Genomic DNA, 26,561 nt, shown 5'->3' with positions numbered 1-26,561 from the left:
CAAATGAATTCATATCGCCCCTTTGATCCTGATAGGCCGTTATTTAGTAGTCGTTGTAGTTGTGGTCGTCATGCATCCGATGCTGAGCATGCCCTTGATTTGTCTGCGAGAGTCGACGAAGAGAAAATGAGTGCTGATTTTGTGGAGGCAAGTCTTGTCAAGGCATTGTTCCCGCAAGAGAGTCGCCGCCGTGCATTTCTAAAAGCGGTTGGTGCTGGCGGTGCAATGAGTGCCTTATCTGGATTCTTGCCTGTAGGTACCTTGCAGGCGATGGCTCAAGAAAAAGCCCCATTAGAAAAGCCTGATCTCAAAATTGGTTTTATTGCGATCACCTGTGCCACCCCTCTTATCATGGCCGATCCCCTAGGTTTTTATAAGAAGCAGGGTCTCAATGTCACACTGAATAAAACGGCTGGCTGGGCGTTAATTCGAGACAAGATGCTGAACAAAGAGCATGATGCCTCTCACTTTTTATCACCAATGCCCATTGCAATGTCTATGGGATTAGGTTCTGATCCCACTCAAATGCGGGTGGCGACTATTCAGAACGTGAATGGCCAGGCTATTACTTTGGCGAATAAGCACAAAGATAATCGTGATCCAAAAAAATGGAAGGGTATGAAATTTGCTGTTCCATTTGAATATTCGATGCATAACTTCTTGTTGCGGTACTACGTATCTCAAGCTGGATTAGATCCTGATAAAGATATCCAGATTCGCGTTACCCCACCTCCAGAAATGGTTGCCAACTTACGTGCTGGCAATATTGATGGATTCTTGGGACCTGATCCATTTAATCAACGTGCTGTTTATGACGAGGTTGGCTTCATCCACATCTTGACTAAAGAAATCTGGGATGGACACCCTTGCTGTGCATTTGGAACATCTGAAGATTTCATTAAGAAAAATCCAAATACCTTTGCAGCGCTCTATCGTGCTGTATTGAATGCCTCAACCATGGCGCGCGATCCCGCTAACAGACCGCTCATTGCAAAAGTGATTTCGCCAGCCAACTACTTAAATCAACCAGAAACAGTTGTGATGCAAGTGTTAACCGGAAAATTTGCTGATGGTCTTGGCAATGTTCAAAACGTTCCTGACCGAATTGATTTCAACCCAATTCCCTGGTACTCAATGGCGACTTGGATGCTGACCCAAATGCAGCGCTGGGGTTATGTCAAGGGAGATGTCAATTACAAGGACATCTCTGAAAAAGTATTCCTGCTGACCGATGCTAAAAAGTATATGGGGGAGACTGGCATTGCTGTTCCAGCTCTGGCAAAAGCAGGTTATAAAAAAGACAAGATCATGGGCAAAGAGTTTGATCCAAGTCAGCCTGCTGCTTATTTGAAATCTTTCCAGTGAGTCAGAGATAAACATGAATAAGCTTTCTATCAAAGTTCGTGGAGCCATACTTTCGGTTGCCATTTTGGTTTTTGCATTATTGCTTTGGCATATCGCAACTGCCCCAAAAGTAGTTTCTACTCCAGTAGTCAGTACAGGCACCAGTGAGTATCAAGCCCTGATGGGGCAGGGTGGCGGGGTTTCTGTGGAGAAGTCTGGATTTCCAACGCTAACCCAAATGGGAGAAACCTTTTATAAGCAACTTTCAAGCCCTTTTTATGACAATGGTCCTAACGACAAGGGGATTGGTATTCAGCTTGCATATTCCTTAGCTCGAGTTGGGCTTGGCTTTTTGCTTGCAATGTTAGTAGCTATTCCTTTCGGCTTCTTAATTGGGATGTCGCCATTGGCATATGAGGCATTTAATCCGTTTATCCAAATCCTAAAGCCTATTTCTCCCTTAGCGTGGATGCCAATAGCGCTGTATACGATTAAAGATTCATCCATCTCCGGCATCTTTGTGATCTTTATTTGTTCAGTATGGCCCATGCTGCTCAATACAGCATTTGGTGTGGCCAATGTTCGCAAAGAATTATTAAACGTCACTAAGACTCTGGAAGTTTCTCCTTTCCGAAAAGCTTTTTTAGTGATCTTGCCAGCAGCTGCACCAACGATTTTGACTGGAATGCGAATCTCAATGGGCATTGCATGGCTGGTGATTGTTGCCGCAGAGATGCTTGTTGGTGGCACCGGAATTGGCTATTTCTTATGGAATGAATGGAACAACCTATCTATCTCCAGCGTAATTTTTGCCATTGTGATGATTGGACTAGTTGGGATGATTTTAGATATGGCATTTGCAAGATTACAGAAGGCAGTTTCTTATGCAGAATGAAAATTCATTTTTAAAAGTTGAGAGTCTAAGTAAGTCATACAAGACGGATGCGCCACCAGTATTCGAGGGTATCAATTTTGAAATTGAGCGCGGAGAGTTTGTTTGCATCATTGGCCATTCGGGCTGTGGCAAGACAACGATTTTGAACGTGCTGGCTGGTCTTGAAGATGCTAGCAGTGGTTATGCTTATATGCTGGGTCGAGAAATTAATGGCCCAAGCCTTGATCGTGGCGTTGTATTCCAGGGGCACGCATTAATGCCTTGGATGACGGTCTTGCAAAATGTTGCTTTCGCGGTGAAGTCTAAGTATCCAGATTGGTCAAAGCAGCAGATTTCAGAGCACTCTAAAAAGTACTTGGCAATGGTTGGGCTCGTTAATGCTGAAAATAAGAAGCCTTCTGAGTTGTCTGGCGGCATGAAACAAAGGGTTGGTATCGCCAGGGCTTTTGCAATTGAACCAAAAATGCTTTTATTAGATGAGCCCTTTGGTGCATTGGATGCCCTGACGCGTGGGGTGATTCAGGATGAGTTGCTCAAAATTTGTAGCGAAACTAAGCAAACAGTCTTCATGATTACGCATGATGTGGACGAAGCGATTTTGCTCTCCGACAAAATTATGTTGATGAGTAATGGGCCGAATGCACGGATTGCCGAAATCGTCATCAATACATTGCCTAAGGATCGAAAGAGGGCAAGCTTGCACCATGATCCGATGTATTACCCCATGCGAAATCACTTGGTTGATTTTTTAGTCAATCGTTCTAAGGATTTGCAGGCTAAAGGATCTGCTGGAGGTTTAGACGGCTACCAGCCAATCTTGGTATGCCCAGGTCTACAAACCCCAGTGACTCAATAAATTCAAACTTAAAACTTAGGAGAAAAAGATGGATCGTTCAGTAGTGACACAGAAAATTATCGAAGCCAAAGTTCGCAAAGGCATGAAGTGGAGTGATATTGCCAAAGCTATTGGCGAGTCAAAGGAATGGGTTACTGCAGGCTGCTTGGGCCAAATGACCTTTACTAAAGCACAGGCTGAAGCTGCTGGTAAGTTATTTGACTTGACTGATGAAGAAATGGCTTGGTTGCAAATTGTTCCTTATAAAGGCTCTTTACCAACTGCAGTGCCAACCGATCCACTGATCTATCGTTGGTATGAGATTGTGAGTGTATATGGCACCACTATTAAAGAGTTGATTCATGAAGAGTTTGGCGATGGGATTATGAGTGCGATTGATTTCTCAATGGATATCCAACGCGAACCAGATCCTAAAGGTGATCGTGTGCAGGTAGTGCTATCAGGTAAGTACCTTTCTTATAAGACTTACTAATCAAGCTAGTCTCTTAGTTAGCCACCTTCGGGTGGCTTTTTTATTGGAGTATTCTTAGTAAGAAATGACTTAACAATAGAGATTACGCATGTCAGATGGGATTGATTTCAAGGCACTGGTGAGCCATATTGGTGAAGCAGTGATTATTTCGGATCGAGATGAAAATATCTTGTTCTGGAATGCTTCCGCTGAACGAATTTTTGGCTATAGCCAAGCAGAGGCTTTAGGAAAAACACTCAACATCATTACACCTGAGCGTTTTAGAGAGCGTCATTCTAAGGGCTACTTTCATACCATGGAAACGGGCAAAACGAAGTATGGCAATACTTTGCTGCGGGTTCCAGCAGTGCATAAAGATGGCAGATCTATTTCAATTGCCTTTTCAGTCACGATGATTTTTGATGATCAGTATCAGCCTATGGCGATTGCAGCCATTATTCGCGATGAAACAGAACGATTCCAAGAAGAGCGCAAGCTCAAAGAAAAATTAGCAGCGTTCGAAAAGAATCATTAGGCCAACAAGTATTGCTGTTGGTAATTCTTAAACACTTTTCTTCATCAAATCACTGATCTCGCGAGCTTGATTCGATAGTTTGACCGCTTCTGCTGCTGAATCAGCTGCCAACCGAGAGGCATCAGCTGCTTCACTCGAGGCTTTGAGAAGCGCTTCTTCAGCGTGTTGAGAAACCGCAGCAGCTGCAGCTGCCGCAGCGGCTGCAGCTGCTCCAGCTGACTCGATCGCCGCTATTGCGGCAGATACTGCTGCTTTAACTGAAGACTCCACTACCGCCAAAAAGGATTTGTCTTTAGAGGCGAGTTCTGCAGCATTCATGGCATTTAAAGCGGCTAGTCTGGATTGCTCAGCTGCTTTGGCAGCTCGCTTAGATGCCTCTGCAGATTGCAAGGTGAGCTCTTTAAGGGATGAGAGCGCCTCCTGATAGTTTTTGCTCACGCCTTTATAGGTATTACGCAGATCTTCTAAATCTGCTTGCATTGTTTCTAATTTTTGATAAACCTGTTCAAGACTTTGATTCATGGCGCTCTCCGGGGTGCTTTTTAATCGCTGCTAGAGATTAACATCAAAAATACAAGCTACCTCATACTTTTTCTTTATCTTTAACGATAAAAATCTCTTCCGTGGTTTCAGTAAAGGCATTAATAATGTCGATAAATTTTTTGGTCGGTTTAACGTATTTGATCCGTTTATCCAGTAGATCAGGGTAATGCTCGATCCAGCCATCATCGATAAAGCGTTGGTAGTGAGATCTAACTGCTGTCGAAGAATGAGGCAGAGATGCAAAGAGCTGCTTAATCGTAATATGCCCATTGGCATAGTTATGAATCGAGAGTAGCAAAATCAGATCATAGGCAATCAAAGAATTTTCAATCGGAAGATTTTCTTGGACCCACTTCCGCAATCTAAAGATAGACTCGATCAGAAGTGGATGGTTTTTACTGAACATACCTTACTCTAAGGCTAATAACCCTTAATTGGTAGTGAAAAAAGCTTTTAATTTAAAAGCTTTTTTAAGCATCTTTATATTCTTGCTAATAACTAGAAGCTTTCTGATACTGAGAGTGCTTATTGACGTAATCCCCGTTCAAAGTGGTTTTCATCCTTTTGGTGATGATCTGTTATGGGATAGAAAGCATAAGCACCCTCCTAATGAAATTAATTCACTCCACACCCATTGCCTGTTTTTTAAATGCGGTTACCTCCTTACCTACTAATAGTCCTAGTACCAGATTAGATTGGCTTGAAGAGCAATTGTTAAATTACATCTTTCTTGCTACTGCCAGAGGCGAACGTTTGTTAGTAGGTCAGATAATTTTATTAAAGCAATTTGGATCGCAAGCCACCTTACATGGTCGCCTAAAGAATTTAGTTAGAAAAGGCTATATACGTCTACTTGAAGATAAAGAGGATGGCCGTAGAAAGCTCGTTCACTTAACGGCCAAAGCAGATAACCACTATGAACAATTATCTAAATGCCTCATTTCGGCACTCAAGAAGTGAGACTTTAAAAATACCTAAAAAGACCATTTATTGAATGGCGGGTAGTTTTCTGATGTATTCAAACAGCATCGTCTCGCTGAGTGCGGGTATTTACTAGTGATACCCCATCCTCTTTATTGTATAAATTGATGCTAATTAGAAAAAAACCTAGACTTGATTCTGAGCGATCTAGGAGGACGTGAGGCATTCTGTTTTTTAAAATTTCATCATGGGAAATGAAGCACATGACACAAATTACTTTACTAGTGAATGGAAAGAGTAAATCTATTAATGTAGATGATGACATTCCATTGTTATATGCATTACGTGACGACCTTGGTATGAAGGGCCCCAAATTTGGTTGTGGCTTAGGTCAGTGCGGAGCTTGTACGGTGCAGGTAGACGGGCAGGCGGTGAGGTCCTGCGTTACTCCCGCCAAGAGTGTGAGCGGCAAAAAAATCACCACGCTTGAGGGCTTAGGTAGCACTCAAAAACCCAGCAAACTTCAACAGGCTTTTATTGATGAGCAGGCAGCACAGTGCGGCTACTGTCTGAATGGCATGATTATGACGGCCTCAGCCTTTTTGGCCAAAAATAAAAACCCCAGCGATGCGCAGATTACCGAAGCGATGTCCGGTAATTTATGTCGATGTGGTACCCATCAGCGCATTGTTGCAGCCGTGAAGCGCTATTTAGCAGCTTAATTTCCTCAATTCCTTGAGATCAGGTATTTATATGAATACATTTACACGCCGTGAATTTTTAAAGACCAGCAGTGCTGGTGTATTGATGGTCAGCTTCTCCTTGAGTTTAGAGGCTGCTCCGACGAATCAGTATGGTTTAAGAGATCCTAAAGAAGTCAGTAGAGAGGCCGTTGACTCTTGGTTGAGCATTGATCAAAAAGGCAAGATCACTATTTTTTCTGGCAAAGTTGATTTAGGGACTGGTGTGAAGACTGCTCTAGCGCAAATGGCGGCGGATGAGCTCTATGTTCCATTTGGTAGTATTGAAATGGTGATGGGTGATACAGCCACCACTCCAGATCAATGGATTACGGGTGGTGCGATTTCTATTTCTCAGGGCGGCACTGAATTGCGTCAAGCTGCTGCTAATGCGAGACAAGCTCTGTTAGAGAGAGCTGCTGCTAAATGGCAAATACCCGTTTCAGAATTAATGGTGAGAGATGGCGTTATTTTCCCCATCAGCAATCCAGGTCAAAAGGCGACTTACGGTAGTCTGATTGGTGAGGGATTCAAGATTAAGGTTGACACTAAAGTTCCCTTGAAAAAATATACTGAATACCGAGTTGTGGGTAAATCTATTCCACGCGTTGATATTCCGAGCAAGGTCACCGGCGAATATGTATATATGCATGATTTCAGGTTGCCTGGCATGCTGCATGCTCGCGTTATTCGTCCAGACTCGATTGGCGCTAAATTAGAAAGCTATGACGACGCATCCTTGAAGAACATTAAAGGCTATGTCCAAACAGTCCGCAAAGGCGATTACCTCGCTGTGATATCGACCACAGAGTGGGGTGCTGTCAAGGCGGCTCGCGATCTCAAGGTATCTTGGAAAAAGGGACCCGATTTACCAAAGAAAGAAACTATCTTTCAAGAGTGGCGACAAATGCCGCTTGCAAAGGAAGAGGTAACTCAGAAGGTGGGAGATGTTAATAGCGTGATTGGTTCAGGCGCTAAAAATATCAAAGCTACCTACAATTTTCCTGTGCAGACACACGCCTCAATTGGCCCATCTTGTGCGGTAGCTGATTATCGGAATGGAAAACTGACGGTATGGAGCGCCTCTCAGGCAACCCATTCGATGCAGCATGAGTTAGCAGTCATTACTGGTTTACCAAAGGATTCAATTCGCCTGATCTATCTAGATGGTTCTGGTTGTTACGGTCGCAATGGGCATGAAGATGCTACTGCCGATGCTGCCTTAGCTGCTATTGCGCTAGGTAAGCCAGTGCGCATGCAGTGGATGCGTCATGATGAAACTGCGCTCGCACCAAAGAGCCCACCAAGAACGATGGACTTTGAAGCCAGTTTGGATAGCAAGGGAAATATTATTGGCTGGAAGAGTGATTTTTATATCGCCCTGAATCACATTGCGTTTATGAAGCCTTTAGATTTTCCATTGCTTGCTGCTACCGATACGGGAGTTCCTCGTCCTGGAAATTGGGTAGGCTTCCTCTTTCAAAATACTGGGGCACCCTATGCAGTACCTAATATTTCAGTCAATACCAAACATATTGCGCAAACTTTCTTAAGATCTTCCCATCTCAGAAGCCCCGGAAGAATTGAGAATAGCTTTGGTAATGAATCTTTTATTGATGAGCTCGCTATCTCTAGTAATGCTGATCCTGCGGAGTATCGTATCAAGAATTTAACGGATCCTAGAGCCATTGCAGTGATTCGTGCGGCGATGAAGTCTTCGGGCTGGCAAAGTCGGGATCCAGCATATAAGTCTAATCAAGCCAGCAATATCGCTAAGGGTCGTGGCATTGCTTATGTGAGATATAACAACGCTATTACCTATGTTGCTACAGTTGCTGATGTAGAGGTTAATCGAGAGACTGGCAAGATTTTGGTGAAGAATTTGTATGTTGCACATGATTGCGGTCAAATCATTAATCCTGATGGTGTGCAAAATCAAATTCAGGGTGGTGCAATACAAACGGTCAGCCGTGTATTAATGGAGGAAGTGAAGTGGAAGGGCAGCGATATTGAGAGTGTTGACTGGGCCTCTTACCCAATTATTCGCTTCAATGAAGTTCCTAAGATCCATACCGTGTTGATTGACCAACCTGGTACACCTTCATGGGGCGCGGGAGAGCAAACCCCAACAACCGTTCCTGCAGCCATTGCTAATGCAGTATTTGATGCGGTAGGTGTGAGACTGAGAACGATTCCATTTACGCCAGAGTCGGTCAAGACCGCAATGAAGGAGCAGTCATCAGCTAAAGCATGAAATCATTCAACTGAAAGCTGCTAACAAACTATTTTAGAGTTTAGAGCCTATTCATAACTTTCCAACAGATTGTTCTAATAGGTTCCAACCCGTTTTTCCAAAATGCTCCCGCCATCTTCCGTAGAAGCCATCGCCTAGCTTATCTTTAAAGCTTTGGATATTGGCTTGATTGAATTTTTGACCGCGCTCTGTAAGAGTGACCTCAAGTTGCTTGTTTAAATTATTGGTATAGGTTCTTTGTAGGGACACATATTTTTTGACATTCCTGAGAACTACTTCTTGAACGTCACCTGGCAGCGATTTCCAGAATTTCTGATTTGCCAAGAGATTAAATCCAGACCACATGTGATTTGTAATAGATTGATTGTTGCTGACCTCATACAGCTTATTGACTTCAGTGATGACGAGAGGATTTTCCTGTCCATCAACCTTACGAGTCTTCATTGATTCATAGAGTTCTCGAATATTTACGGTGACAGGTGTTGCCCCAAGAGAGCTAAATAGATCGCGAAACATTTCACCATCGGGAACTCTAATGCGCATTCCAGATAAATCGGCTGGAGTATAGATTGCCTTATCAATCATTCCAATTTGCCTAAATCCATTTTCTAGTAGTCCGTATTGAAATCGATAGATTCCTTTTGCTGCACATTCTTTTGCGATGTATTCACCTAGGGATCCGTCATTAGCAGCATAGACCTGAGCGTTATTTTGGAAAGCGAAGGGGATGCCTTGGATCTCTGCAATGGGCACTACTTTTCCTAAGATTCCGCCCATGAGAGTAAAGAACTCCAGATCTCCACGCTGCAGCATATCTAAGGCCTGAGGGTCTGATCCTGAAATTTGATTGTTCTGGGCATAAACTGTAATTTGTAATTGCCCATTGGTTTCACGAGCGACAGCAGACCACATATCCACCAAAAAAGAATGTTGGTGGCTGACTGCAGGTTGATTATGGTACTGCGAGCCTACCCATTTTGCCCCTTGAGAGTACGCGGGTTGGCTGATAATACTCACAGCCGAGGTACCTATCAGGCTAGCCCCATATTGTAAAAATTGACGTTTTCTATTGTTTATCACTTTCATGATGTCACCTTTAGTCTTATGAAAATACCGCCTGCAGGCGGTATTTAGTCTCAATCAAAAAAAGAATTCTGAAGCTTATTTTGTTTTTACAAAAGTGACCCAGTTCGCCCCTTTGCCTCCAGGAACTCTCTCGATCAGAGCCAGTTCCCCTGAAGATTGGTTAATAGAGTAAAGGGAAACCTTGTCAGATTTCTGGCCTGTAGCAACCAAAAATTGTCCGCTCGGATCAACATTAAATCCTCTAGGCATTTCCTCTGTCGGGGTGGTAAATAGATACTTTACTTTGCCAGTTTGGGTGTCCACTTCAAAGCCGCTTAAAGTGCTTTTTGTTCTCTCTGATGTGTAGAGAAATTTACCGTTAGGTGTCAGTTTAATTTCGGCACAGAAGATCATATTAGAGTCATCAAAAGCAGTGGCTTCTGGGGATCCGGTAGGAGGCCTTGGTCTACCTGGCACTAACTTGCTATCACTTGGCAGACTGGATACAGCCTGAATTTGAGTTAAGGCTCCTGTCTTGATATCTCTAGAGAAAACAACTACTTCACCAGTCATCTCGGTAATGACATAGGCGAATTTATTATCTGTCGAAATGACGATATGTCTTGGCCCCTGTTGTTTTTGAAGTGCTACTGAGCTGGCTGTCTCTGATAAGGGCTTTGCTTGAGAGGCATTAAAGCTATGAATTTTGATCTCATCGGTACCTAGTTGTGGAACATAAACAAACTTATTGGACTGATCAAATACGATCGCATGCGGATTCTTTCCACCACTTGGGAAGGCCTCAGCTGGAACGGGATTGACGTAACCATTTGCTTGAATTTGGTTAACGCTATTGTTGTGGCCTCCAAAAGAGGTAGCCAATAACCATTTGCCGGTTTTATCAGTCGAGACGCTAACCATGCTATCGGGCAATGGGATTGCACCAGTCCATTTCAGCTGTCCATTGGCTTGATCAATTTGATACATGTATAAAGAAAAGGGCTTGGAGCGCACGGAGGCATACAAATTTTTATTATCTGGTGTCACCGCCATTGGCATCACAAATTTTCCAGCGGGGAAACGACCGACTGAAGTTAAGTGGGGGCTTACCCCAGCCGTGAGTTCATATGCTGTGATGTCAGCATCCTCAATATTGGAAATGTAAACATAAGTTGCGCAATAAGCGCTGGTTGTCACTACTAAACTTGTTGTTGTAAGCGCCAGATTTCTGAAGATTGTTTTTTTATTCATGTTGTCTCCCATTTATTTTTTAGCTATTTGATATTAGATGTTGTAGCAGTATTTTGTATTGGTATCTTCCCTGTTTTAGTTCTGGGTTTATGCTAACCCTTTTGGATGTTTTTAGTGGATTACTTTAAATAACGTTGAGATTTTGATTTATATTAACCCTTACCTCTATTTCTTCGAAAAAACTCCTCATGCCAAGTGACTCAAAGGGCGGCCTTAAATTAATCAACAAAGATACTCTTTGGGATAAGGCTTATTTGTCTTTACGAAGTGCATTGTTAGCTGGTAAGTTTGTTCCTGGAGAGCGCATCATTTTGAGAAAGGTGGCTCAGGATCTCGGTATTAGTCTTACGCCTGTTCGTGATGCCGTGAATCGCTTGGCTGCTGAAAATGTACTTGAAAGAGGTGGGGTTGGCCAAGGTGGGGGTGCATCAGTACCCCTCTTGAATGCCAATGAGTTTGATCAACTGATGTCGATACGCAGTAGCTTAGAGCCCTTGGCAGCTGAAGCAGCTGCAAAAAATGCAAGCAAAGCTGAAATTGCTGAAATTTCAAAACTATTGACTCAAATGAGAGATTTGGCTGAAACCGGAAATCTAGCCTCTTATTTGGATGCTCACTACAAGTTTCATTTTGGGATTTATAAGTTAGCCAAGCAATCTATCCTTTTGCAGGCAATCGAAGGCGCTTGGCTGCGCTGTGGGCCTACCTTAAATCTTGCGCTACCGGAGTATAAGCCCGGTCAAAAAAGACACAAACATCATTTGGCTGCTCTAAATGCGCTAAAAAAGGGTGATGGTGTTGGGGTTGCCCAAGCTATTCGTGCTGATATTGATAGTGCTCGACTGGATATCTGTAATTTGCTAGATTAGTTCCGTTGTTTAAATAAGGGTTAATAGTGTTTTCCCCTCATGAATGTTATTTGTTATAACATTGACATATTGCGAAGCGAAAGGAGTGAATATGAAGGCATTTAAAACCGTTTTCAGTGCAATGGTGGCATCTACTTTGGGTGTTTTTGCAGCTTTTGGATCTGCCATGGCTGCTGATTTCCCGGCTAGGGAGATAAAGTTAGTGGTGCCCTGGAATGTTGGGGGTTCAAACGATATTTCTGCCCGACTGATTTCAAAAATTATGGCTGATGAGGGAATCACAGTAGTCGTGGACAACGTTGCCGGTGCAACTGGCACTATCGGCATGACTAAAGTTGCCAATGCAGAACCTGATGGCTACACCATCGGCATGGGCACTAGCTCTACGATGGCAATGATTGCGCAGGGCTTAACGCCGCTGAAAAACGAGCAATTTTCACCAATAGCGCGAGTGACCACAGATCAATTGCTACTGCTTGTTCCTAAAGATAGCCCAACTAAAGACTTGAATAGTTTTGAGGCAATGGTTAAAAAGAAACCGGGGAAGATATCGATTGGCACACCTGGTAGTAATAATTTAAATCATATATTTGCAGTGATGACGGGAAATGTTGTCAACTCAGAAATTATTACCGTTCCCTATACCGGTGGCGCTAAAGTCATTATTGATTTAGCTGGTAAACAACTGGATGCAGCAGTATTAAAACCGTCTGAAAGTAAAGCGCAGATTGACTCCAATATGGTGATACCTTTAGGTGTATTTGCAAATGAGCGAATTAAATCAATGCCCAATGTTCCTACCTTTAAGGAGAAGGGTTATAACGTTTTTCCATATGGACCATTAGTGCAAATGGCATATCTTGTAGCTCCTGCAAAGACTCCACCAGAAATTCAAGAAAAATTAATTGCTATTTTTAATAAGGCGATTCAGGATCCCCGTTTTAAGGCGGCATCTGAAGATGGTGGTGCGCGAGTCGACAGCCTTACTGGGAAAGCTTTGGGCGCTGAAATTACTGCCGTGACAAATACTTTGGCTGAAGTTGGAAAAAAAGTATTTTCTGAAAAAAAATAATGATCTGAAATTGAAAGAAGCTTGATGAGTCAAATTAAAAAAGTAAGCTGTCATGTTGTTTCCGCTCCAGTAGAAAAGCCTTTTACCTCCTCTAGAGGTTGGATTTATAAAGCCAGGGGATCGTGCATTGTTGAGATTGAAACAAGCGATGGCATAGTGGGCTGGGGAGAGTGTTATGGGCCGTCTGCTGTATCAAAAGCATTTATTGATACTCAGTTTGGTCCTCGCATTATCGGCAGAGATCCTTTTGACGTCGAAGTGATCTGGGAAGATCTCTATAACCGCATTAAAGATTACGGCACTACCGGTATGGCAATTTCGGCTATTAGCGGAATTGATATTGCCCTATGGGACATTATTGGCAAGTCTTGCGGAAAGCCAATTCATAAGTTAATTGGCGGCTCTTATCGTGATGAGGTAACACCTTATGCTACAGGTCTATATTTTATTGATATGGATCGCTTGATCGAAGAGGCAGTGGAAGAGGCGATTGAATTTAAGCACAATGGCTTTACTGCTATCAAGATGAAAATTGGTTTAGGTGACATAAAGCTAGATATCAGACGAGTAGAGGCGGTTCGAAAAGCAGTAGGAGATGATATGCGACTCATGGTTGACGCTAATCACTGTTTTACCGTACCCCAAGCCATCAAGATTGGTCGAGAGCTTGAGAAGTTAGATATTGAATGGTTTGAGGAGCCCATCTCTCCTGAGGATTTAGATGGTTATGTCGAAGTTACTCGTGCCCTTGATATGGCTGTAGCGGGGGGTGAAAATGAATTTACCCGTTGGGGATTTAGAGATATTGTTGTACGCAAGGCGATGGATATTGTGCAGCCAGATGTTTGTGCTGCCGGCGGTATCAGTGAGTGTCGCAAGATTGCAACCCTTGCGAGTGCGCATGGAGTGGAGTGCGTTCCGCATGCCTGGGGATCGGTGATTGGGGTGGCTGCCACTTTACATTTCTTGGCAGCGCTTCCAGATCAGCCCCCTAGCTTTAAAGGCAACCCGCCATTATTCGAGTTTGAGCAATGTGAAAATCCATTCCGTGATCTATTATCAGTTGATCCTATTGTTCAGCACAATGGCAAGGTAAGCGTACCTAAGGGCCCGGGTCTTGGTATTGAAATCAATCGTCATATTCTTGATCAATATCGAGTAGCCTAGGCCCCTGTTATGCGTTACTTAACATTTATAGCAAATGGTCAAGCACCCAAAGTAGGTGTTCTGCTGAAGGACTCTTTGCGTGTTCTTGATCTTTCACATGCAAGTTGCAGTGACATTGTGGGGGGAGTCAGCCTTAGTTTGCTCGAGATGGTCAAGGCAGGCTTGCCATCGATCACCAAGAAAATCACCAACAAAATTGAGAGTGGTCGGTATGACCAGGATGCCGTGGTGAATATGGATTCCATTTCGATATGCTCTCCAATTCCTAACCCAGGAAAGATTGTTGGTGCCGCATATAACTTTACCGATGCATTAGATGAGCGTTCAATGCCTTATCCAACTGAGCCTGTTATTTTCATTCGCTCTGGAAATACCGTTATAGGACCCAATGATCCCATCTTGATTCCGCCGGATGTTGGTAACGTAGGTTACGAAGCGGAGTTGGCCGTCATTATTGGTAAACGGGCTTTGTTCATAGAGCCAAAAGATGCGATGGCTTGTGTGGTGGGTTATACAGTACATAACGATATCAGCGGTAGTGGCATGATCAAGCAAGATAACGGTAACTTTGTTAGGGGTAAGAATATGCCCGCTTCTGCTCCTTTTGGACCCTTTCTAGTTACGGCTGATGAGGTAACAAATCCTTATGGTATTCAAATTAAATTGGATGTGGATGGTAGGTTGTTACAGAATGGAACAACCGGCACGATGCTTTTCAAAATCGCAGAATTAATTTCTTATATTTCTAAGCAAATGCCACTAGAGCCTGGGGATATCATCGCAACAGGAACTCCAGCAGGATTGGCGATGGTGCATCAGCCAACTGCATGGCTTGAACCTGGGCAAACTGTCCATATAGAGCTTGAGGGCTTAGGAGTACTGAATAATCCAATTAAAAAGGGAGTGCCATTTCTTGAGTAAAAGATTTAAGGTTCTTTTAACCAACCCAATACATCCTGAGTGCCATCAGTCGCTCATCCAAGAATGTGATGTAGTCGTGGCTCCAGACGCAAAGCCCGAGACATTAAAAGGGCTGATATTGGAGTGTGATGGCTTAATTGTTCGTAGTCAGTTACCTCAAGATATTTTTGATCATGCGCAGCAACTAAAAGTAGTAGTGCGCCATGGCGTAGGATTAGATTTCATTCCAGTTGATGCCGCCACTAAGAAAGGGATACTGGTTGCCAACTTGCCAGGTTCCAATACAAATGCGGTTGTTGAGTATTGCCTGGCCGTCATTTTTCATTTCCGTCGTCGCCTAGATTTCATTGATTCCCAGTTACGTAGTCAGGGATGGGCAAAAGCGCGTCCGCTAGCAGATCCTTCAACCGAGATAGCGAATACAACCTTAGGAATTATTGGCTTTGGGGCTATAGGTAGCAAATTAGCAAATGCAGCAACTAGTTTACAAATGAAAACCATTGCACTTACTAGACGACCAGAGGCGCTACCAAGTGAAGTTCGCTCAGCTACAAAAGCGGAGCTATTTTCCCAATCGGACGTGATAGTAGTCTGCTGCCCCTTAAATGAAGAAACGCGTGGACTGGTGGATCAAATTTCAATTTCTATGATGAAGTCTAACGCTATTCTCATTAACATTGCTCGTGGTCCAGTGGTGGATACGCAGGCGATCATCAATGCACTCAGAACGAATGCAATTGCGGGTGCGGCGATGGATGTACATGATCAGCAGCCCCTGTCTGGAGAGGAGGCTGTCTTTGATTGTCCAAATTTATTGCTCACTCCCCATATAGCTTCAATTACTGCTAGTAGCATGCGCGGCATGAGCGAGGGCTCTGTTAAGACAATTCTTGCTATTCTGAATGGACATCGTCCCGATAATGTTGTTAACCCAGAAGTATTTCCTTCATTGAGAAAATTATGACAAGTAATCCAATGCGTATCGTTAAGTTAGAGGCTGTAGCCATTTCTTTTCCTGTCCCCGAAAATAAGTCTGTGCGACTCGGTATTGGTAAATGTGTAAAACGTGACTCAGTACTTGTTCGCATCGAAACTGAAGATGGCCATATTGGCTGGGGTGAGGCGCATCATGGACGTGCTCCAGGCGCAATTGCTAAGCTGATTGATACAACGATGCGGGAGCTGGTTCTCAATAGTGATGCGATGGATATTAATGGCATCTGGGCCCGAGTTTATAAAATGCAAATCTCTAGCCATGGGATGGGCGCAGCTGCGGTATTGGCCTTGAGTGGTATTGATATTGCACTCTGGGATATACGCGCTCAAATCATGCAACAACCTTTGTATCGGATGTTAGGCGGCGCCTCTAAAAAGATTAAAGTCTATGCAGGTGGCATTGCATTGGGCTGGCAAGAGCCAGCATCCTTGGCTAAGGAGGCGCAAGAGCATGTGGCGACAGGATACCGCGCATTGAAGTTGCGAGTGGGAGATACCGCAGAGAAAGATATTGCAAGAGTCCTGGCTGTTCGTAAAGCGGTAGGCAGTAATATTGATTTACTGGTTGATGCTAATACTAATTACACATTGGCAGATGTACGCAGAGTGATGCCTGTATTTGATGAGGCTGGAGTGAGTTGGTTGGAGGAACCATTTCCGCCGCAGGACAGAAAAGCCTATCGCATGGCGCGTAGTTTAGGTCGAGTCCCATTTGCGGCTGGAGAAAATCACTACACCCGCTACGATTTCTCAACGCTATTGGACGATGGCGACGTGCAGTTTATTCAACCGGATTTATCAAAAACGGGCGGTGTGACTGAGTCCATGAGAATTGCCGCTATGGCGAGTGCTAACAAATTAACCATTAATCCCCATACTTCTGCTACCGCAATCAATATGGGGACGACCATTCATTTTCTATCCGCTATTGATAATCCTGGATATTTTGAGGGAGACGTCACTTCACTAAACCCCTTTAGAGATGAGATGATGGATAAAGCTGCCTATGAGCTTGATTCAGAGGGATATGTGAAACCATATGAGGGCATAGGAATCGGGATGAAGATAAACCTAGATTTTGTAAAAGATCACCCATTAATTGATGGGCCTTGCTACATTTGATCTTGAGAAGTTAATAATTAACTATTCTTTACTCGTGAAGCGGTAAAAATGGAGACAAAATGAGCCTGGTGATAAATCCCCAAAATCCTACAAATCCAAATTTTGTTGGTGTGGTCAGTGGAATAGATTTGAGACGCCCTTTGGATGAGCAAACTATCAAAGCTATTGATGATGGTATGAATCAATATGCAGTATTGGTTTTTAGAGATCAACCGCTAACACAAGATGAGCAGATTGATTTCTCGATCCAGTTTGGGCCTCTTGACTCAGGACTGCGCAAGGCTACTGGAGCGCCAACGCGCTTTAAGTATGATCAGCTCATTGATATCGGCAATGTTGCAATGGATGGTTCTGTTGCTGATAAAGATAATAAAAAACTCATTGGCGTTCTTGCAAACCAGCTATGGCATAGCGATAGTTCATTTCAAGACCTGCCAGTGAAATATTCAATGCTATCAGCCGTAGTCGTTCCTGATGAGGGAGGGCAAACGCAGTGGGCAGACCTCAGGGCTGCTTGGGATGATTTGCCCGAATCAACCAAACGACATGTAGAAAAAAGAACGGGATGGCATTCTGCTTTTCATTCACGAATTCTCTTGGGTGATAAGGATTACACACCAGAGCAACTTTCTAAATTTCCACCAGTTGAGCGCCCCTTGGTTTGTACTCATCCTGGTTCTGGTAGAAAAGTTCTCTTTCCTAGTGTTCATATATCCGAGGTGAGTGGTATGTCTGTTCCTGAAGGTAGATTATTGGTAGCGGAATTGATTGAGCATGCAACTCAAGCGAAGTATGTCTATGCGCATGACTGGCGTCCTGGAGATTATGTAATTTGGGATAACAGGGCTACTCTTCACCGCGGTACTCGCTATGATTTATCCATTCGAAGAGATTTAAGAAGAACGACAACTCTGGAGCGAGAATTAATGACTGCGACTGCTGAATCATGAAAAGTGTAATCTCTATGTCAACTATATTGAAGACACTTCTTGTAATTACTTTCATTTATTCACATTCATCTTTTGCGGATGTATATCCATCCAGACCCGTAAAGATGATTGTTCCATTTGCTCCTGGATCCGCTTCGGATACGGTAGCTCGAAGTGTTGCTGATAAATTAACGCTTGCTATGGGGCAGCCATTCCTAGTTGAAAATCGTGCTGGGGCTGGAAGTACTATCGCTAATGATTATGTAGCTAAGGCCGCTCCCGATGGTTATACCCTCCTGATCTCTACAGCAGCATTACCAATTGGCGCTAGTGCATATCCAAATTTGAAGTATGACACGGCAGCCTTTACTTCAATTACCGTTTTTACAAACTCCGCTCTAGCCCTGGCAGTAAACCCAGACTTTCCTGCAAAAAATGCCCGAGAGTTTATTGAGTATGCAAAAGCTAATCCAGGAAAAATAAACTTTGGGTCACTAGGTATGGGCACCTCTCATCACGTCACTGCTGAGAAGTTGAAGTTAGATGCCGGCATTAATATGGTTCACGTGCCCTACAAGGGCTCTGGACCAGCGCATCTAGATCTTATGGGTGGACAAATTCAGGCTATGTTTGATAATTTAGTCGCACTGATGCCGCATTTTAAAAGTGGAAAATTGATTCCTATTGCTGTTACTACATCCAAGCGCCACCCACAGTTACCAGATGTTCCAACCCTGTCTGAGGCTGGGGTAAAAGGGTTTGAGGCTGTTGCGTGGTTTGGGATTGTTGCCCCGCCAGGGACGCCCAAAGATATTGTTAATAAATTAAATATCGAGATTGTAAAAATCTTAAATACGCCGGAGGTTCGTCAGCGCTTGATCGATGGCGGATCGGAGGTGATTGGCAATTCACCAGACGATGCCGACCGGTTTCTAAAATCAGAAATTAAAAAATGGGGTGTAGTTGTACGTTCGGCGAAAATAAGCGCTGAATAATCAAATCAAGCTGAATATTTTCATATAGTGCATCAAATTGCCGTATAAAGACTCATAAGCTAAGTATGATTTTTATCAAAATAAATATTACGAAGGGGTTGAAATGAAATACCAAAAAAATCTTATGAATACGCTATTAGTAGCAAGCTTTTTTATTAGTAGTCTAGCTATTGCCCAAAATATTCCAACGGCAAAACCTGAGGATGTTGGTATGTCATCTGCAAGATTGAAAAATATTAAGGCATCGCTACAGGCAGAGGTAGATAAAGGCAATATCCCTGGTGCGGTAGTCATGATTAACCGTAAAGGTAAATTAGTGTATTCAGAGGTAGTAGGTTATCAAGATAAAGGTATTAATAAGCCTATGAGCAAAGATTCTATTTTTAGAATCTACTCGATGACTAAGCCACTTGCTTCTGTTGCAGCTATGATTTTGGTGGAAGATGGAAAGATGCAATTAGCCGACCCCATTTCCAAATTCATGCCTGAGTTTGCCAATATGCAAGTGAGCGTGGCAACCAAAGACAGCAGTGGTAATGTTGAATACACCTTAGTGCCTGCAAGTAAGCCAATTACTGTGCAAGATTTGTTGCGTCATACTTCTGGCATTGGCTATCCAGAAATTACTGCTAATCCAAATATCAAAAAAGCTTATACCGATGCAGGTCTTTATGTAGCCGGTGGTACTGACTATGATCAGCGTCGTGTTACTCCACAGGAAATGATTTCTGGAATAGCAAAGTCCCCCCTAAATACCCAGCCAGGAACAAACTGGGAATACGGTATGTCAGTAGATTTACTTGGTCGCGTGGTTGAAGTTGTTTCAGGCAAGCGTTTAGGGGATTTTTTACAAGAGCGTTTATTTACACCTTTGCAAATGAAGGACACCACCTTTTCTGTATCTGCGGATAAAAAATCAAGAATTGCTGAACCATTTCCAATAGACCCATTTACTAAGGCGCCAAATAAATTATTGGATGTCACCATCAAGCCTAATAATGACTCAGGTGGGGCCGGCGCTGCAGGTACGGCTGGCGACTATTTAAACTTTGCTAGCATGATGCTCAATGGTGGCGAGTTAAATGGCCAAAGAATTTTGTCACCCATGACTGTTAATTTGATGGCATCAGATATGTTGGGTAACAGATCAACTGTTCCACTAGCTCCTGGCCAATTACTGATGGGTGTGGATGGTTACACATTCGGTTTGGGGTTTATGGTTCGCCAGGGACAAGGTTTAGCATCGGTTGATGGTTCTGCAGGTGAATATATGTGGGCTGGAGCAGCGGGCACCTTCTTTTGGATTGATCCCAAAGAACAAATGGCAGTAGTTGTCATGAGTCAGGTTCCAGGCCCAATTCGTCCGTACTATCGCCGCATGATCAAGCAGCTTGTTTCATCTGCTGTTGTTAAATAGTCTTCAGGCTAAAGATGCGAAGATTGATTGTGAGTAAGTGAGTTAATTAGTCACATTTGCTTTGATGAAAAACTCGCTTCGGCGGGTTTTTTATTGCCAATCTACTCCACCAAATATCTACTACGTTGCACTCACTTGTCGGTATAGGTGGTGCTCATGGACTCTGAGTCCACTATCCTGAGCTAAGGTATAGTCAAAATATGGTGAAAGCCCTGCTTGTCAGAAGCCGAGGGTCATGGCATCGTATAAAACATATCAATAAAAAGTATCAGGAGACGTAATGAAATCAAGTAAACAGTTATTCCTTGGTCTACTCGCTTTTTTGGGTTTTTCTCAGGCTTTTGCTGCTGGCAAAATCGAGATGAATGAATACATGATTCAGAGTGATACCCCTGGTATTTCTCTGTATGTCCGCAATAAGCATTTAGCGGGAATGAAAAAGTTTTCCCCTGAAAAAACATTGCTTTATGTACATGGCTCAACTTATCCCGCAGAGACAGCGTTTGACTTATCTTTAGGTGGCACATCATGGATGGAATACATCGCTGCTAGGGGGTATGACGTTTGGCTAGTTGATTTGCGTGGCTATGGCAAATCGACCCGTCCACCAGAGATGGATCAACCTGCTGAGCAAAATCCACCGATAGTCCGTACCAATGTTGCCGTAAGTGATGTATCCAGTGCCGTAGATTACATCTTGAAGAAGCGCAACATTAATAAGTTGAATTTACTTGGATGGTCATGGGGTACCACCATCATGGGTAAGTACACAGCTGAAAATAATCAAAAGGTTAACAAGTTAGTGCTGTATGCACCGCAATGGTTACGTCAAGGCGGTGCGCCATTAACAGACAAAGGCGGTCCTTTAGGCGCATATCGTGTCGCTTCGGTTGCCGATGCCAAGAATCGTTGGTTGACTGGTGTGCCAGAGAGTGCCAAAGCCACATTGATTCCCGATGGCTGGTTTGAGAAGTGGGCTGTAGCCACCTTTGAAACCGATCCTTGGGGAAAAACACAGAGCCCTAAAAAACTGCGTGCACCTAATGGAACCATTCAGGATGCACGTGAGTTCTGGACAGCAGGCATACCGGTTTATGAGCCTAAAGATATTCGTGTGCCAGTCATGCTGGTTCACGCAGAGTGGGATGCGGACTTGCCAAGCTACATGATGTATGAGTACTTTACTAAGCTAGAAAATGCACCATATAAAATCATGTTGCAAATCAGCGAAGGTACTCACACCATCATTATGGAAAAGAATCGCATGTTGATGTTTACTGGTGTCCAGGAGTTTTTGGATAGTACATTTAAGCCAGAAAAATAAGACTACACATTAAAAGAGTTTGGGGGATGGAATGAAATTAGCTAGCCTGAAGACCGGCGGCCGTGATGGAGCTTTGCTGATGGTGTCCAAGGATTTGACCCGCGCAGTCCTAGTCACGAAGATTGCAAAAACTATGCAAGAAGCAATTGAAAATTGGGCTTCTATTAAACCAAACCTTGAGGTGGTCTATGAGCAGTTGAATGCTAATACATTGAATGATGCTTTTGAGTTTGATGTTGCGAGGTTGGAGAGCCCATTCCCCAGAAGCTATCAGTTTTTAGATGGCTCTGTATATCTCCATCATATGGAAAAAGCCCGTAAGGCAAGGGGAGCTGAAATGCCCCCTAATTACAAAACTGAGCCTTTAATGTATCAGGGCTTATCAGATCGCTTCTGTGGCCCAACAGAAACTATGGTGTTTCCAGATGCTACTTTGGAGCCAGACTATGAGGCTGAAGTGGCTATTGTTGTTGGCGATGTGCCCATGGGTACATCCAAGGCTGATGCTGGTAAACATATCAAATTGGTGATGCTATTAAATGACTACACTTTGCGATCTCTAACTAAAACAGAGCTCCCAAAAGGGTTTGGGTTTATGCAAGCTAAACCTACGAGTGCATTTTCACCGGTAGCAGTTACTTTGGATGAGCTAGGAGATAAGTGGGATGGTGAAAAATTACATCTCCCTTTAATTTCTGGCATCAATGGCAAACGCATGGGTCAACCAAATACTGGTAAGGATATGTTCTTTACTTATCTTGATTTGATTGAGCATGCATGTCGTACTAGATCTTTAAGTGCCGGTACTATTATTGGGGCTGGATCAGTAACGAATCAGGATGAGGCCAGTGGATTTGGTTGTGTAGCCGAAGCCCGTATTCATGAGCAAATGGTTCATGGGAAAGCCAGCACTCCTTTTTTAAAGAATGGAGATGAAGTGTATATAGACATGTTTGATGATCATGGTCAATCGATCTTTGGTGCAATTCGTCAAAAAATTAAAACTCTATAAATTCCTATGCTAATTAAAACTCTTTTGATATCAGTATTGATGGTGGGATCGGTATGTGCGCAAACTGGATCGCCTGATAAGCCAATTACTTTGGTACAAGGTTTTGGCACTGGCGGTAACTCTGACACAATAGCTCGCATTATTGCTCCTGGTTTATCCAAGGAGCTAGGTCAGCAAGTGATTGTCGAAGCAAAGACTGGGGCGGGCGGAAATATTGCTAGTGCAGCAGTTGCAAAGGCGCCGCCAGATGGCAATACTTTGATTTTGTTGACGGGTGGTCATGCGGTATCTGCTGCTTTATATAACCAGCTGAGCTTTAATCCCATTGAGGATTTTGACTGGATTTCTTTGGTAACTCAGTTTCCATTTGCGGTTTCTGTGAGTGAAGAAAGTAAATTCAAGTCTCTTGTAGACGTTATAAAGGCAGCCAAAGCAATGCCTGATTCCATTTCTTATACCTCCGTTGGCATCGGATCTACTCAACACTTGTCTGGCGAGTTGTTTGCCTCTATGGCTGGCATCAAGATGATGCATGTTCCCTATAAAGGTGGCGCAGGTCCATTGCAGGATGTTCTGGGTGGTAGGGTGGATGTCATGTTTGATTCGATCACTGTTACAAAAGCTCAAATGGAGTCAGGAAAGTTGAGAGCTCTTGGGGTTACTTCATTGAAACCTTATAAGTTATTGTCTGGTGTTGCTCCGGTTGCTGATGCTATACCTGGCTATGAAGTAACTTCTTGGACTGGAGTTGCTGCCCCGAAAGGAACGAATCCAGAAGTACTTAAGCGAATACATGCAGCCCTTCTCAAGGTCCTATCAGACCCCGAGGTCATTACAAAGCTTGAGAATACGGGTGGTCTAGTGACCCCTTCATCTTCGGGGGCACAAATGAAGCAATATGTAGCCACTCAGATTGCAAAATGGAAAAAGGTATTAGCTATGGCTAACATTCCTAAACAGTAGATATATAGAGGGGCTCAAATGCTTTGTAAAAGACTTCATCACGCTGCTTATCGCTGTCTTGATGCTAAAGAGACGGTTCAGTTTTATACCGAGATATTAGGCTTAAAGTTCTCTCATGCGATGGGAGAAGATCATGTTCCTTCTACTGGTTTGTATAGCCCACATATCCATATTTTCTTTCAGATGGAAGATGGTAGTTGCATTGCTTTTTTTGAGTGTCCAAAAGATCCTGGAAGTATCAAAGATAAAGAATCGCCTGACTGGATACAACATTTTGCATTTAAGGTTGAAAGTCTAGAGGTATTGCTGCAAGCTAAAAAAGATTTAGAAAAAAAAGGTGTTGAAGTTTTAGGACCCACCAATCATGATGATTTCATTAGCTCTATTTATTTCTTTGACCCATCTGGGCATCGTTTAGAGTTAACGGCAGATACTTGCGATACATCTATGTATCCATTATTTGAGATCGAGGCACCTAAAGTGTTGGCATTGTGGAATGAGACTCATGATTGGTCTCAACGAGAAAAGATCTTTGGATCAAAGGCTGGATATAAGCGATAGCAATAAAGAATCATCTAAGCGGCACTATAAAAAAGACTTTAGGAGATAAACATGGATCACCAAAGACGCAAGTTATTGCAATACACCCTTGGGGCTGCAGCCCTTCCAGTTATTGGGGGCGTTGGATCAAGTCTCGCTCAGCAGGGCTTATCTGCCCCAGGGGGATATGACTTATTGGTAACTGGTGCGAGAGTGATTGATCCATCGCAAAATCTCGATGCTGTTATGGACATTGGCATTCGAAATGGTCGTATTGTAGATATTCAAAAAGAGTTACTAAGAGATAAAGCTGCACAGCAAATAAATGCTTCTGGAAAAATTATTACTCCTGGACTAGTCGATCTACATGCCCATACCTATCCTCAGGCCTCAGCAATTGGTTTGCCCGCTGATGAGCTAGTTCCCTTTACCGCGACAACCACCTATGTCAGTGCTGGCGATGCTGGAGGAAATAATTTCTCAGCCTTTAAGCATTACATTCAGGCTCAAGCACGTAGCCGTATGTTTGCCTTTGTGCATATTTCTTCAATTGGTTTGGCTGGTTATCCAGTTGGTGAGATGAGAAATATTGATTACGCTAATATTGATTTAGCTGCAAGAGTAGTCAATGAGAACCCTGATCTCGTTCTTGGAATTAAAGTTAGAGAAACATTAGATGTAGTCGGAGAGAATGGTATCGAGCCTCTGCGTAGAGCAAGAGAGGCTGCTGAGCGCTCTGGGTTGAAAGGTGCGCGAGTGATGTGTCATATTGGTAACGCACCTGGCGATCTTAGTAAGTTGCTAGATCTTCTTCGTCCTGGCGATATCCTGACCCATGCTTATAGCGGCGCTGGCAACAATACGGTGCAAAACGGTAAACTGATTGCTGCAGCCTTAGAGGCTAAAAAACGTGGCGTCATTATTGACGTTGGTCATGGCGGTGGAAGCTTTGATTTCACAGTTGCTGAGCCCGCAATTCAACAGGGTTTAGTGCCAGATACGATTTCCAGTGATTTGCATGCCTTTAGCGGAAACTCTCCTAGTATTCCCTATTTACCAAACGTCATGAGTAAATTTTTAACTTTAGGCTTTAGCTTAAATCAGGTAATCGCTATGTCCACTAATAGGCCTGCAGCGATCATCAATCGGGATCCATTATTAGGTACGCTTAAGAAAAATGCCTCAGCAGATATTTCTATATTAGATCTAGTCGAAAAGCCAGTGGAATGGTTGGATACACGGGGTAATAAACGGCCAGGAATGTATAGCTTGGTGCCGGTGCAAACTATTCGGGCGGGAAGGCCTTTTGGCAGGCCTTTTGTTGCCCCATTTGGCTACTGATGCCTTATTGAACTAATATTTGGTTCATTGTTGTTTATAAAAATATCTGGAGATCTTGTGAAACTGAAACTCTTTATGAAGTTTTTTGGGATAGCTTTCCTATTAAGCAGTTCTGTATCAATATTTGCCGCCTATCCTGATAGACCCGTAACGATCATCATTGGCTTTCCGCCGGGCACAGGGACAGACACTGTGACTCGCATCATGGCTGATCGACTCTCTCAGCGTATGGGTCAACAGTTTTTGGTGGATAACAAAGTAGGTGTTGCTGGCAGTATTGGTGCGGGCATTGCAGCGAAAGCGAAACCAGACGGCTACACCCTATTGGTGAGTGCATCTGCACCCATGTCAATTAATCCACATATCTATAAGAATCTGACTTATAACCCGCTGACTGATTTCACGCCGATTGGCATGTTGGTATGGTTGCCGTATCTGATGGTGGTCAACCCCAATGATCCTGCCAATACCTTGCAGCAATTTTTGGCAAATGCGCAAAAGAGTTCAACTCCAGTGAGTTATGGCTCAACTGGTAATGGCGCAACTAGTAATTTAGTGATGTCAGTTTTAGCTAAACGAGCTGGCGTTGAAATGACTCAGATTCCTTATAAAGGAAGTAGCCAAGCGCAAGCAGATGTGATTGGTGGCCAATTACCTGTGACCTTTGATACGCTTTCTTCTAGCATTGCAATGGTGAGGGCTGGTAAGTTAAAGCCTCTTGCTGTAGCGACTCTGAAGAGGACAGAACTTGCTCCGGAAATACCGACAGTAGTAGAGCAGGGCTTTCCGGGCTTTGAAATTGGTGCTTGGCTCGGCCTCTTTGGTCCGCTAGGCTTGCCGCCTGCGATTCAAAAAACCTTACTCAATGAAATCAACGCAATCTTACAAGAGCCTGAAACTCGTGCCAAGTTAGCTAAGAGTGGCGCTGAGGTGCGGATGTCAACTAACTCGGGTGAGTTTGCTCTATTCATAAAAAATGATAATGAAAATACCGGTAAGCTGATCCGTGATTTCAATATCAAACCAATGGAGCAATGA

The 26,561-nt window shown here is 43.5% G+C and carries 27 protein-coding genes; 23 read left to right on the top strand and 4 right to left on the bottom strand.

From position 1 onward, the window contains the following. Positions 1 to 3: 3 nt before the first annotated feature. The 5 genes from AOC29_RS08800 (at position 4) to AOC29_RS08780 (ending at position 4,081) form a co-directional block, all read left to right on the top strand. Positions 4 to 1,365 (top strand): CmpA/NrtA family ABC transporter substrate-binding protein, encoded by a 1,362-nt coding sequence (locus tag AOC29_RS08800; protein WP_215295615.1) that lies wholly within the window; start codon positions 4 to 6, stop codon positions 1,363 to 1,365. A 13-nt stretch (positions 1,366 to 1,378) separates the two neighbouring features. Continuing rightward, positions 1,379 to 2,239: a nitrate ABC transporter permease gene (gene ntrB / locus AOC29_RS08795; RefSeq protein WP_215295613.1), complete on the top strand. Its 861-nt coding sequence runs from the start codon at positions 1,379 to 1,381 to the stop codon at positions 2,237 to 2,239. Continuing rightward, entirely contained in the window at positions 2,229 to 3,095 is an 867-nt protein-coding gene (locus tag AOC29_RS08790) for an ABC transporter ATP-binding protein (RefSeq protein ID WP_215295611.1), read from the top strand. Before ntrB ends, AOC29_RS08790 begins: the two co-directional genes overlap by 11 nt. A 28-nt stretch (positions 3,096 to 3,123) precedes the next feature. After that, complete coding sequence (gene cynS, locus AOC29_RS08785; protein WP_215295609.1) at positions 3,124 to 3,567, top strand: cyanase; 444 nt, start codon at positions 3,124 to 3,126, stop codon at positions 3,565 to 3,567. Positions 3,568 to 3,655: 88 nt separating this feature from the next. Next, the gene (locus AOC29_RS08780) at positions 3,656 to 4,081 is read left to right on the top strand and encodes a PAS domain S-box protein (protein WP_215295608.1); all 426 of its coding nucleotides are present in this window, start codon (positions 3,656 to 3,658) and stop codon (positions 4,079 to 4,081) included. A gap of 27 nt (positions 4,082 to 4,108) precedes the next feature. Here the strand turns inward: AOC29_RS08780 and AOC29_RS08775 are convergent, their stop codons facing one another. Both AOC29_RS08775 and AOC29_RS08770 read right to left on the bottom strand, forming a co-directional pair. Continuing rightward, complete coding sequence (locus AOC29_RS08775; protein WP_215295606.1) at positions 4,109 to 4,603, bottom strand: hypothetical protein; 495 nt, start codon at positions 4,601 to 4,603, stop codon at positions 4,109 to 4,111. Between the two features lie 61 nt (positions 4,604 to 4,664). After that, entirely contained in the window at positions 4,665 to 5,030 is a 366-nt protein-coding gene (locus AOC29_RS08770; RefSeq protein ID WP_215295604.1) for a hypothetical protein, read from the bottom strand. A gap of 203 nt (positions 5,031 to 5,233) precedes the next feature. Between AOC29_RS08770 and AOC29_RS08765 the strand changes: the two genes are divergently transcribed. From AOC29_RS08765 to AOC29_RS08755, 3 genes are all read left to right on the top strand, one after another. Then, positions 5,234 to 5,584, top strand: coding sequence for a winged helix DNA-binding protein (locus AOC29_RS08765; RefSeq protein WP_215295602.1), 351 nt, complete (start codon positions 5,234 to 5,236; stop codon positions 5,582 to 5,584). A gap of 224 nt (positions 5,585 to 5,808) precedes the next feature. Beyond that, positions 5,809 to 6,267: a (2Fe-2S)-binding protein gene (locus AOC29_RS08760; protein WP_215295600.1), complete on the top strand. Its 459-nt coding sequence runs from the start codon at positions 5,809 to 5,811 to the stop codon at positions 6,265 to 6,267. Positions 6,268 to 6,298: 31 nt separating this feature from the next. Further along, positions 6,299 to 8,539, top strand: a complete 2,241-nt coding sequence (locus AOC29_RS08755) for a xanthine dehydrogenase family protein molybdopterin-binding subunit (RefSeq protein WP_215295598.1) — start codon at positions 6,299 to 6,301, stop codon at positions 8,537 to 8,539. A 51-nt stretch (positions 8,540 to 8,590) separates the two neighbouring features. Here the strand turns inward: AOC29_RS08755 and AOC29_RS08750 are convergent, their stop codons facing one another. Beyond that, positions 8,591 to 9,625, bottom strand: a complete 1,035-nt coding sequence (locus AOC29_RS08750; RefSeq protein ID WP_256441759.1) for a TRAP transporter substrate-binding protein — start codon at positions 9,623 to 9,625, stop codon at positions 8,591 to 8,593. 75 nt (positions 9,626 to 9,700) lie between these two features. Continuing rightward, complete coding sequence (locus tag AOC29_RS08745) at positions 9,701 to 10,855, bottom strand: beta-propeller fold lactonase family protein (RefSeq protein WP_215295595.1); 1,155 nt, start codon at positions 10,853 to 10,855, stop codon at positions 9,701 to 9,703. A 188-nt stretch (positions 10,856 to 11,043) separates the two neighbouring features. Between AOC29_RS08745 and AOC29_RS08740 the strand changes: the two genes are divergently transcribed. The 15 genes from AOC29_RS08740 (at position 11,044) to AOC29_RS08670 (ending at position 26,561) form a co-directional block, all read left to right on the top strand. Further along, positions 11,044 to 11,724 carry a GntR family transcriptional regulator gene (locus AOC29_RS08740; protein ID WP_215295593.1) on the top strand — a complete coding sequence of 227 codons (681 nt, stop codon included), beginning with the start codon at positions 11,044 to 11,046 and terminating at the stop codon, positions 11,722 to 11,724. 91 nt (positions 11,725 to 11,815) lie between these two features. After that, positions 11,816 to 12,796, top strand: coding sequence for a tripartite tricarboxylate transporter substrate binding protein (locus AOC29_RS08735; protein WP_251369976.1), 981 nt, complete (start codon positions 11,816 to 11,818; stop codon positions 12,794 to 12,796). A 24-nt stretch (positions 12,797 to 12,820) separates the two neighbouring features. Next, positions 12,821 to 13,963, top strand: a complete 1,143-nt coding sequence (locus tag AOC29_RS08730) for a mandelate racemase/muconate lactonizing enzyme family protein (protein ID WP_215295591.1) — start codon at positions 12,821 to 12,823, stop codon at positions 13,961 to 13,963. A gap of 9 nt (positions 13,964 to 13,972) precedes the next feature. Then, positions 13,973 to 14,884 carry a fumarylacetoacetate hydrolase family protein gene (locus AOC29_RS08725; RefSeq protein ID WP_251369975.1) on the top strand — a complete coding sequence of 304 codons (912 nt, stop codon included), beginning with the start codon at positions 13,973 to 13,975 and terminating at the stop codon, positions 14,882 to 14,884. Then, on the top strand, positions 14,877 to 15,848 hold the full coding sequence (locus AOC29_RS08720) for an NAD(P)-dependent oxidoreductase (protein WP_215295589.1): 972 nt from the start codon (positions 14,877 to 14,879) through the stop codon (positions 15,846 to 15,848). Before AOC29_RS08725 ends, AOC29_RS08720 begins: the two co-directional genes overlap by 8 nt. After that, the gene (locus AOC29_RS08715; RefSeq protein WP_251369974.1) at positions 15,845 to 17,002 is read left to right on the top strand and encodes a mandelate racemase/muconate lactonizing enzyme family protein; all 1,158 of its coding nucleotides are present in this window, start codon (positions 15,845 to 15,847) and stop codon (positions 17,000 to 17,002) included. The genes AOC29_RS08720 and AOC29_RS08715 overlap by 4 nt, the downstream gene beginning before the upstream one ends. A gap of 59 nt (positions 17,003 to 17,061) precedes the next feature. Beyond that, the gene (locus tag AOC29_RS08710; protein ID WP_215295588.1) at positions 17,062 to 17,952 is read left to right on the top strand and encodes a TauD/TfdA family dioxygenase; all 891 of its coding nucleotides are present in this window, start codon (positions 17,062 to 17,064) and stop codon (positions 17,950 to 17,952) included. A 14-nt stretch (positions 17,953 to 17,966) separates the two neighbouring features. Next, the gene (locus AOC29_RS08705; protein ID WP_215295587.1) at positions 17,967 to 18,926 is read left to right on the top strand and encodes a tripartite tricarboxylate transporter substrate binding protein; all 960 of its coding nucleotides are present in this window, start codon (positions 17,967 to 17,969) and stop codon (positions 18,924 to 18,926) included. Positions 18,927 to 19,029: 103 nt separating this feature from the next. Then, the gene (locus AOC29_RS08700; protein WP_215295586.1) at positions 19,030 to 20,343 is read left to right on the top strand and encodes a serine hydrolase; all 1,314 of its coding nucleotides are present in this window, start codon (positions 19,030 to 19,032) and stop codon (positions 20,341 to 20,343) included. Between the two features lie 280 nt (positions 20,344 to 20,623). After that, entirely contained in the window at positions 20,624 to 21,667 is a 1,044-nt protein-coding gene (locus AOC29_RS08695; protein ID WP_215295585.1) for an alpha/beta hydrolase, read from the top strand. Between the two features lie 31 nt (positions 21,668 to 21,698). After that, positions 21,699 to 22,679, top strand: a complete 981-nt coding sequence (locus tag AOC29_RS08690; protein ID WP_215295584.1) for a fumarylacetoacetate hydrolase family protein — start codon at positions 21,699 to 21,701, stop codon at positions 22,677 to 22,679. Positions 22,680 to 22,685: 6 nt separating this feature from the next. Then, positions 22,686 to 23,642 (top strand): tripartite tricarboxylate transporter substrate binding protein, encoded by a 957-nt coding sequence (locus tag AOC29_RS08685; protein ID WP_215295583.1) that lies wholly within the window; start codon positions 22,686 to 22,688, stop codon positions 23,640 to 23,642. An 18-nt stretch (positions 23,643 to 23,660) separates the two neighbouring features. Beyond that, on the top strand, positions 23,661 to 24,203 hold the full coding sequence (locus tag AOC29_RS08680; RefSeq protein WP_215295582.1) for a VOC family protein: 543 nt from the start codon (positions 23,661 to 23,663) through the stop codon (positions 24,201 to 24,203). Positions 24,204 to 24,254: 51 nt separating this feature from the next. Beyond that, positions 24,255 to 25,523, top strand: coding sequence for an amidohydrolase family protein (locus tag AOC29_RS08675; protein ID WP_215295581.1), 1,269 nt, complete (start codon positions 24,255 to 24,257; stop codon positions 25,521 to 25,523). Between the two features lie 57 nt (positions 25,524 to 25,580). After that, the gene (locus AOC29_RS08670) at positions 25,581 to 26,561 is read left to right on the top strand and encodes a tripartite tricarboxylate transporter substrate binding protein (protein ID WP_215295580.1); all 981 of its coding nucleotides are present in this window, start codon (positions 25,581 to 25,583) and stop codon (positions 26,559 to 26,561) included.

The organism is Polynucleobacter sp. JS-JIR-5-A7, assembly GCF_018687935.1.
GTDB lineage: Bacteria > Pseudomonadota > Gammaproteobacteria > Burkholderiales > Burkholderiaceae > Polynucleobacter.
The sequence above is the reverse complement of the archived record's forward strand: the minus strand, read 5'-3'. Positions and strand labels throughout refer to the sequence as shown.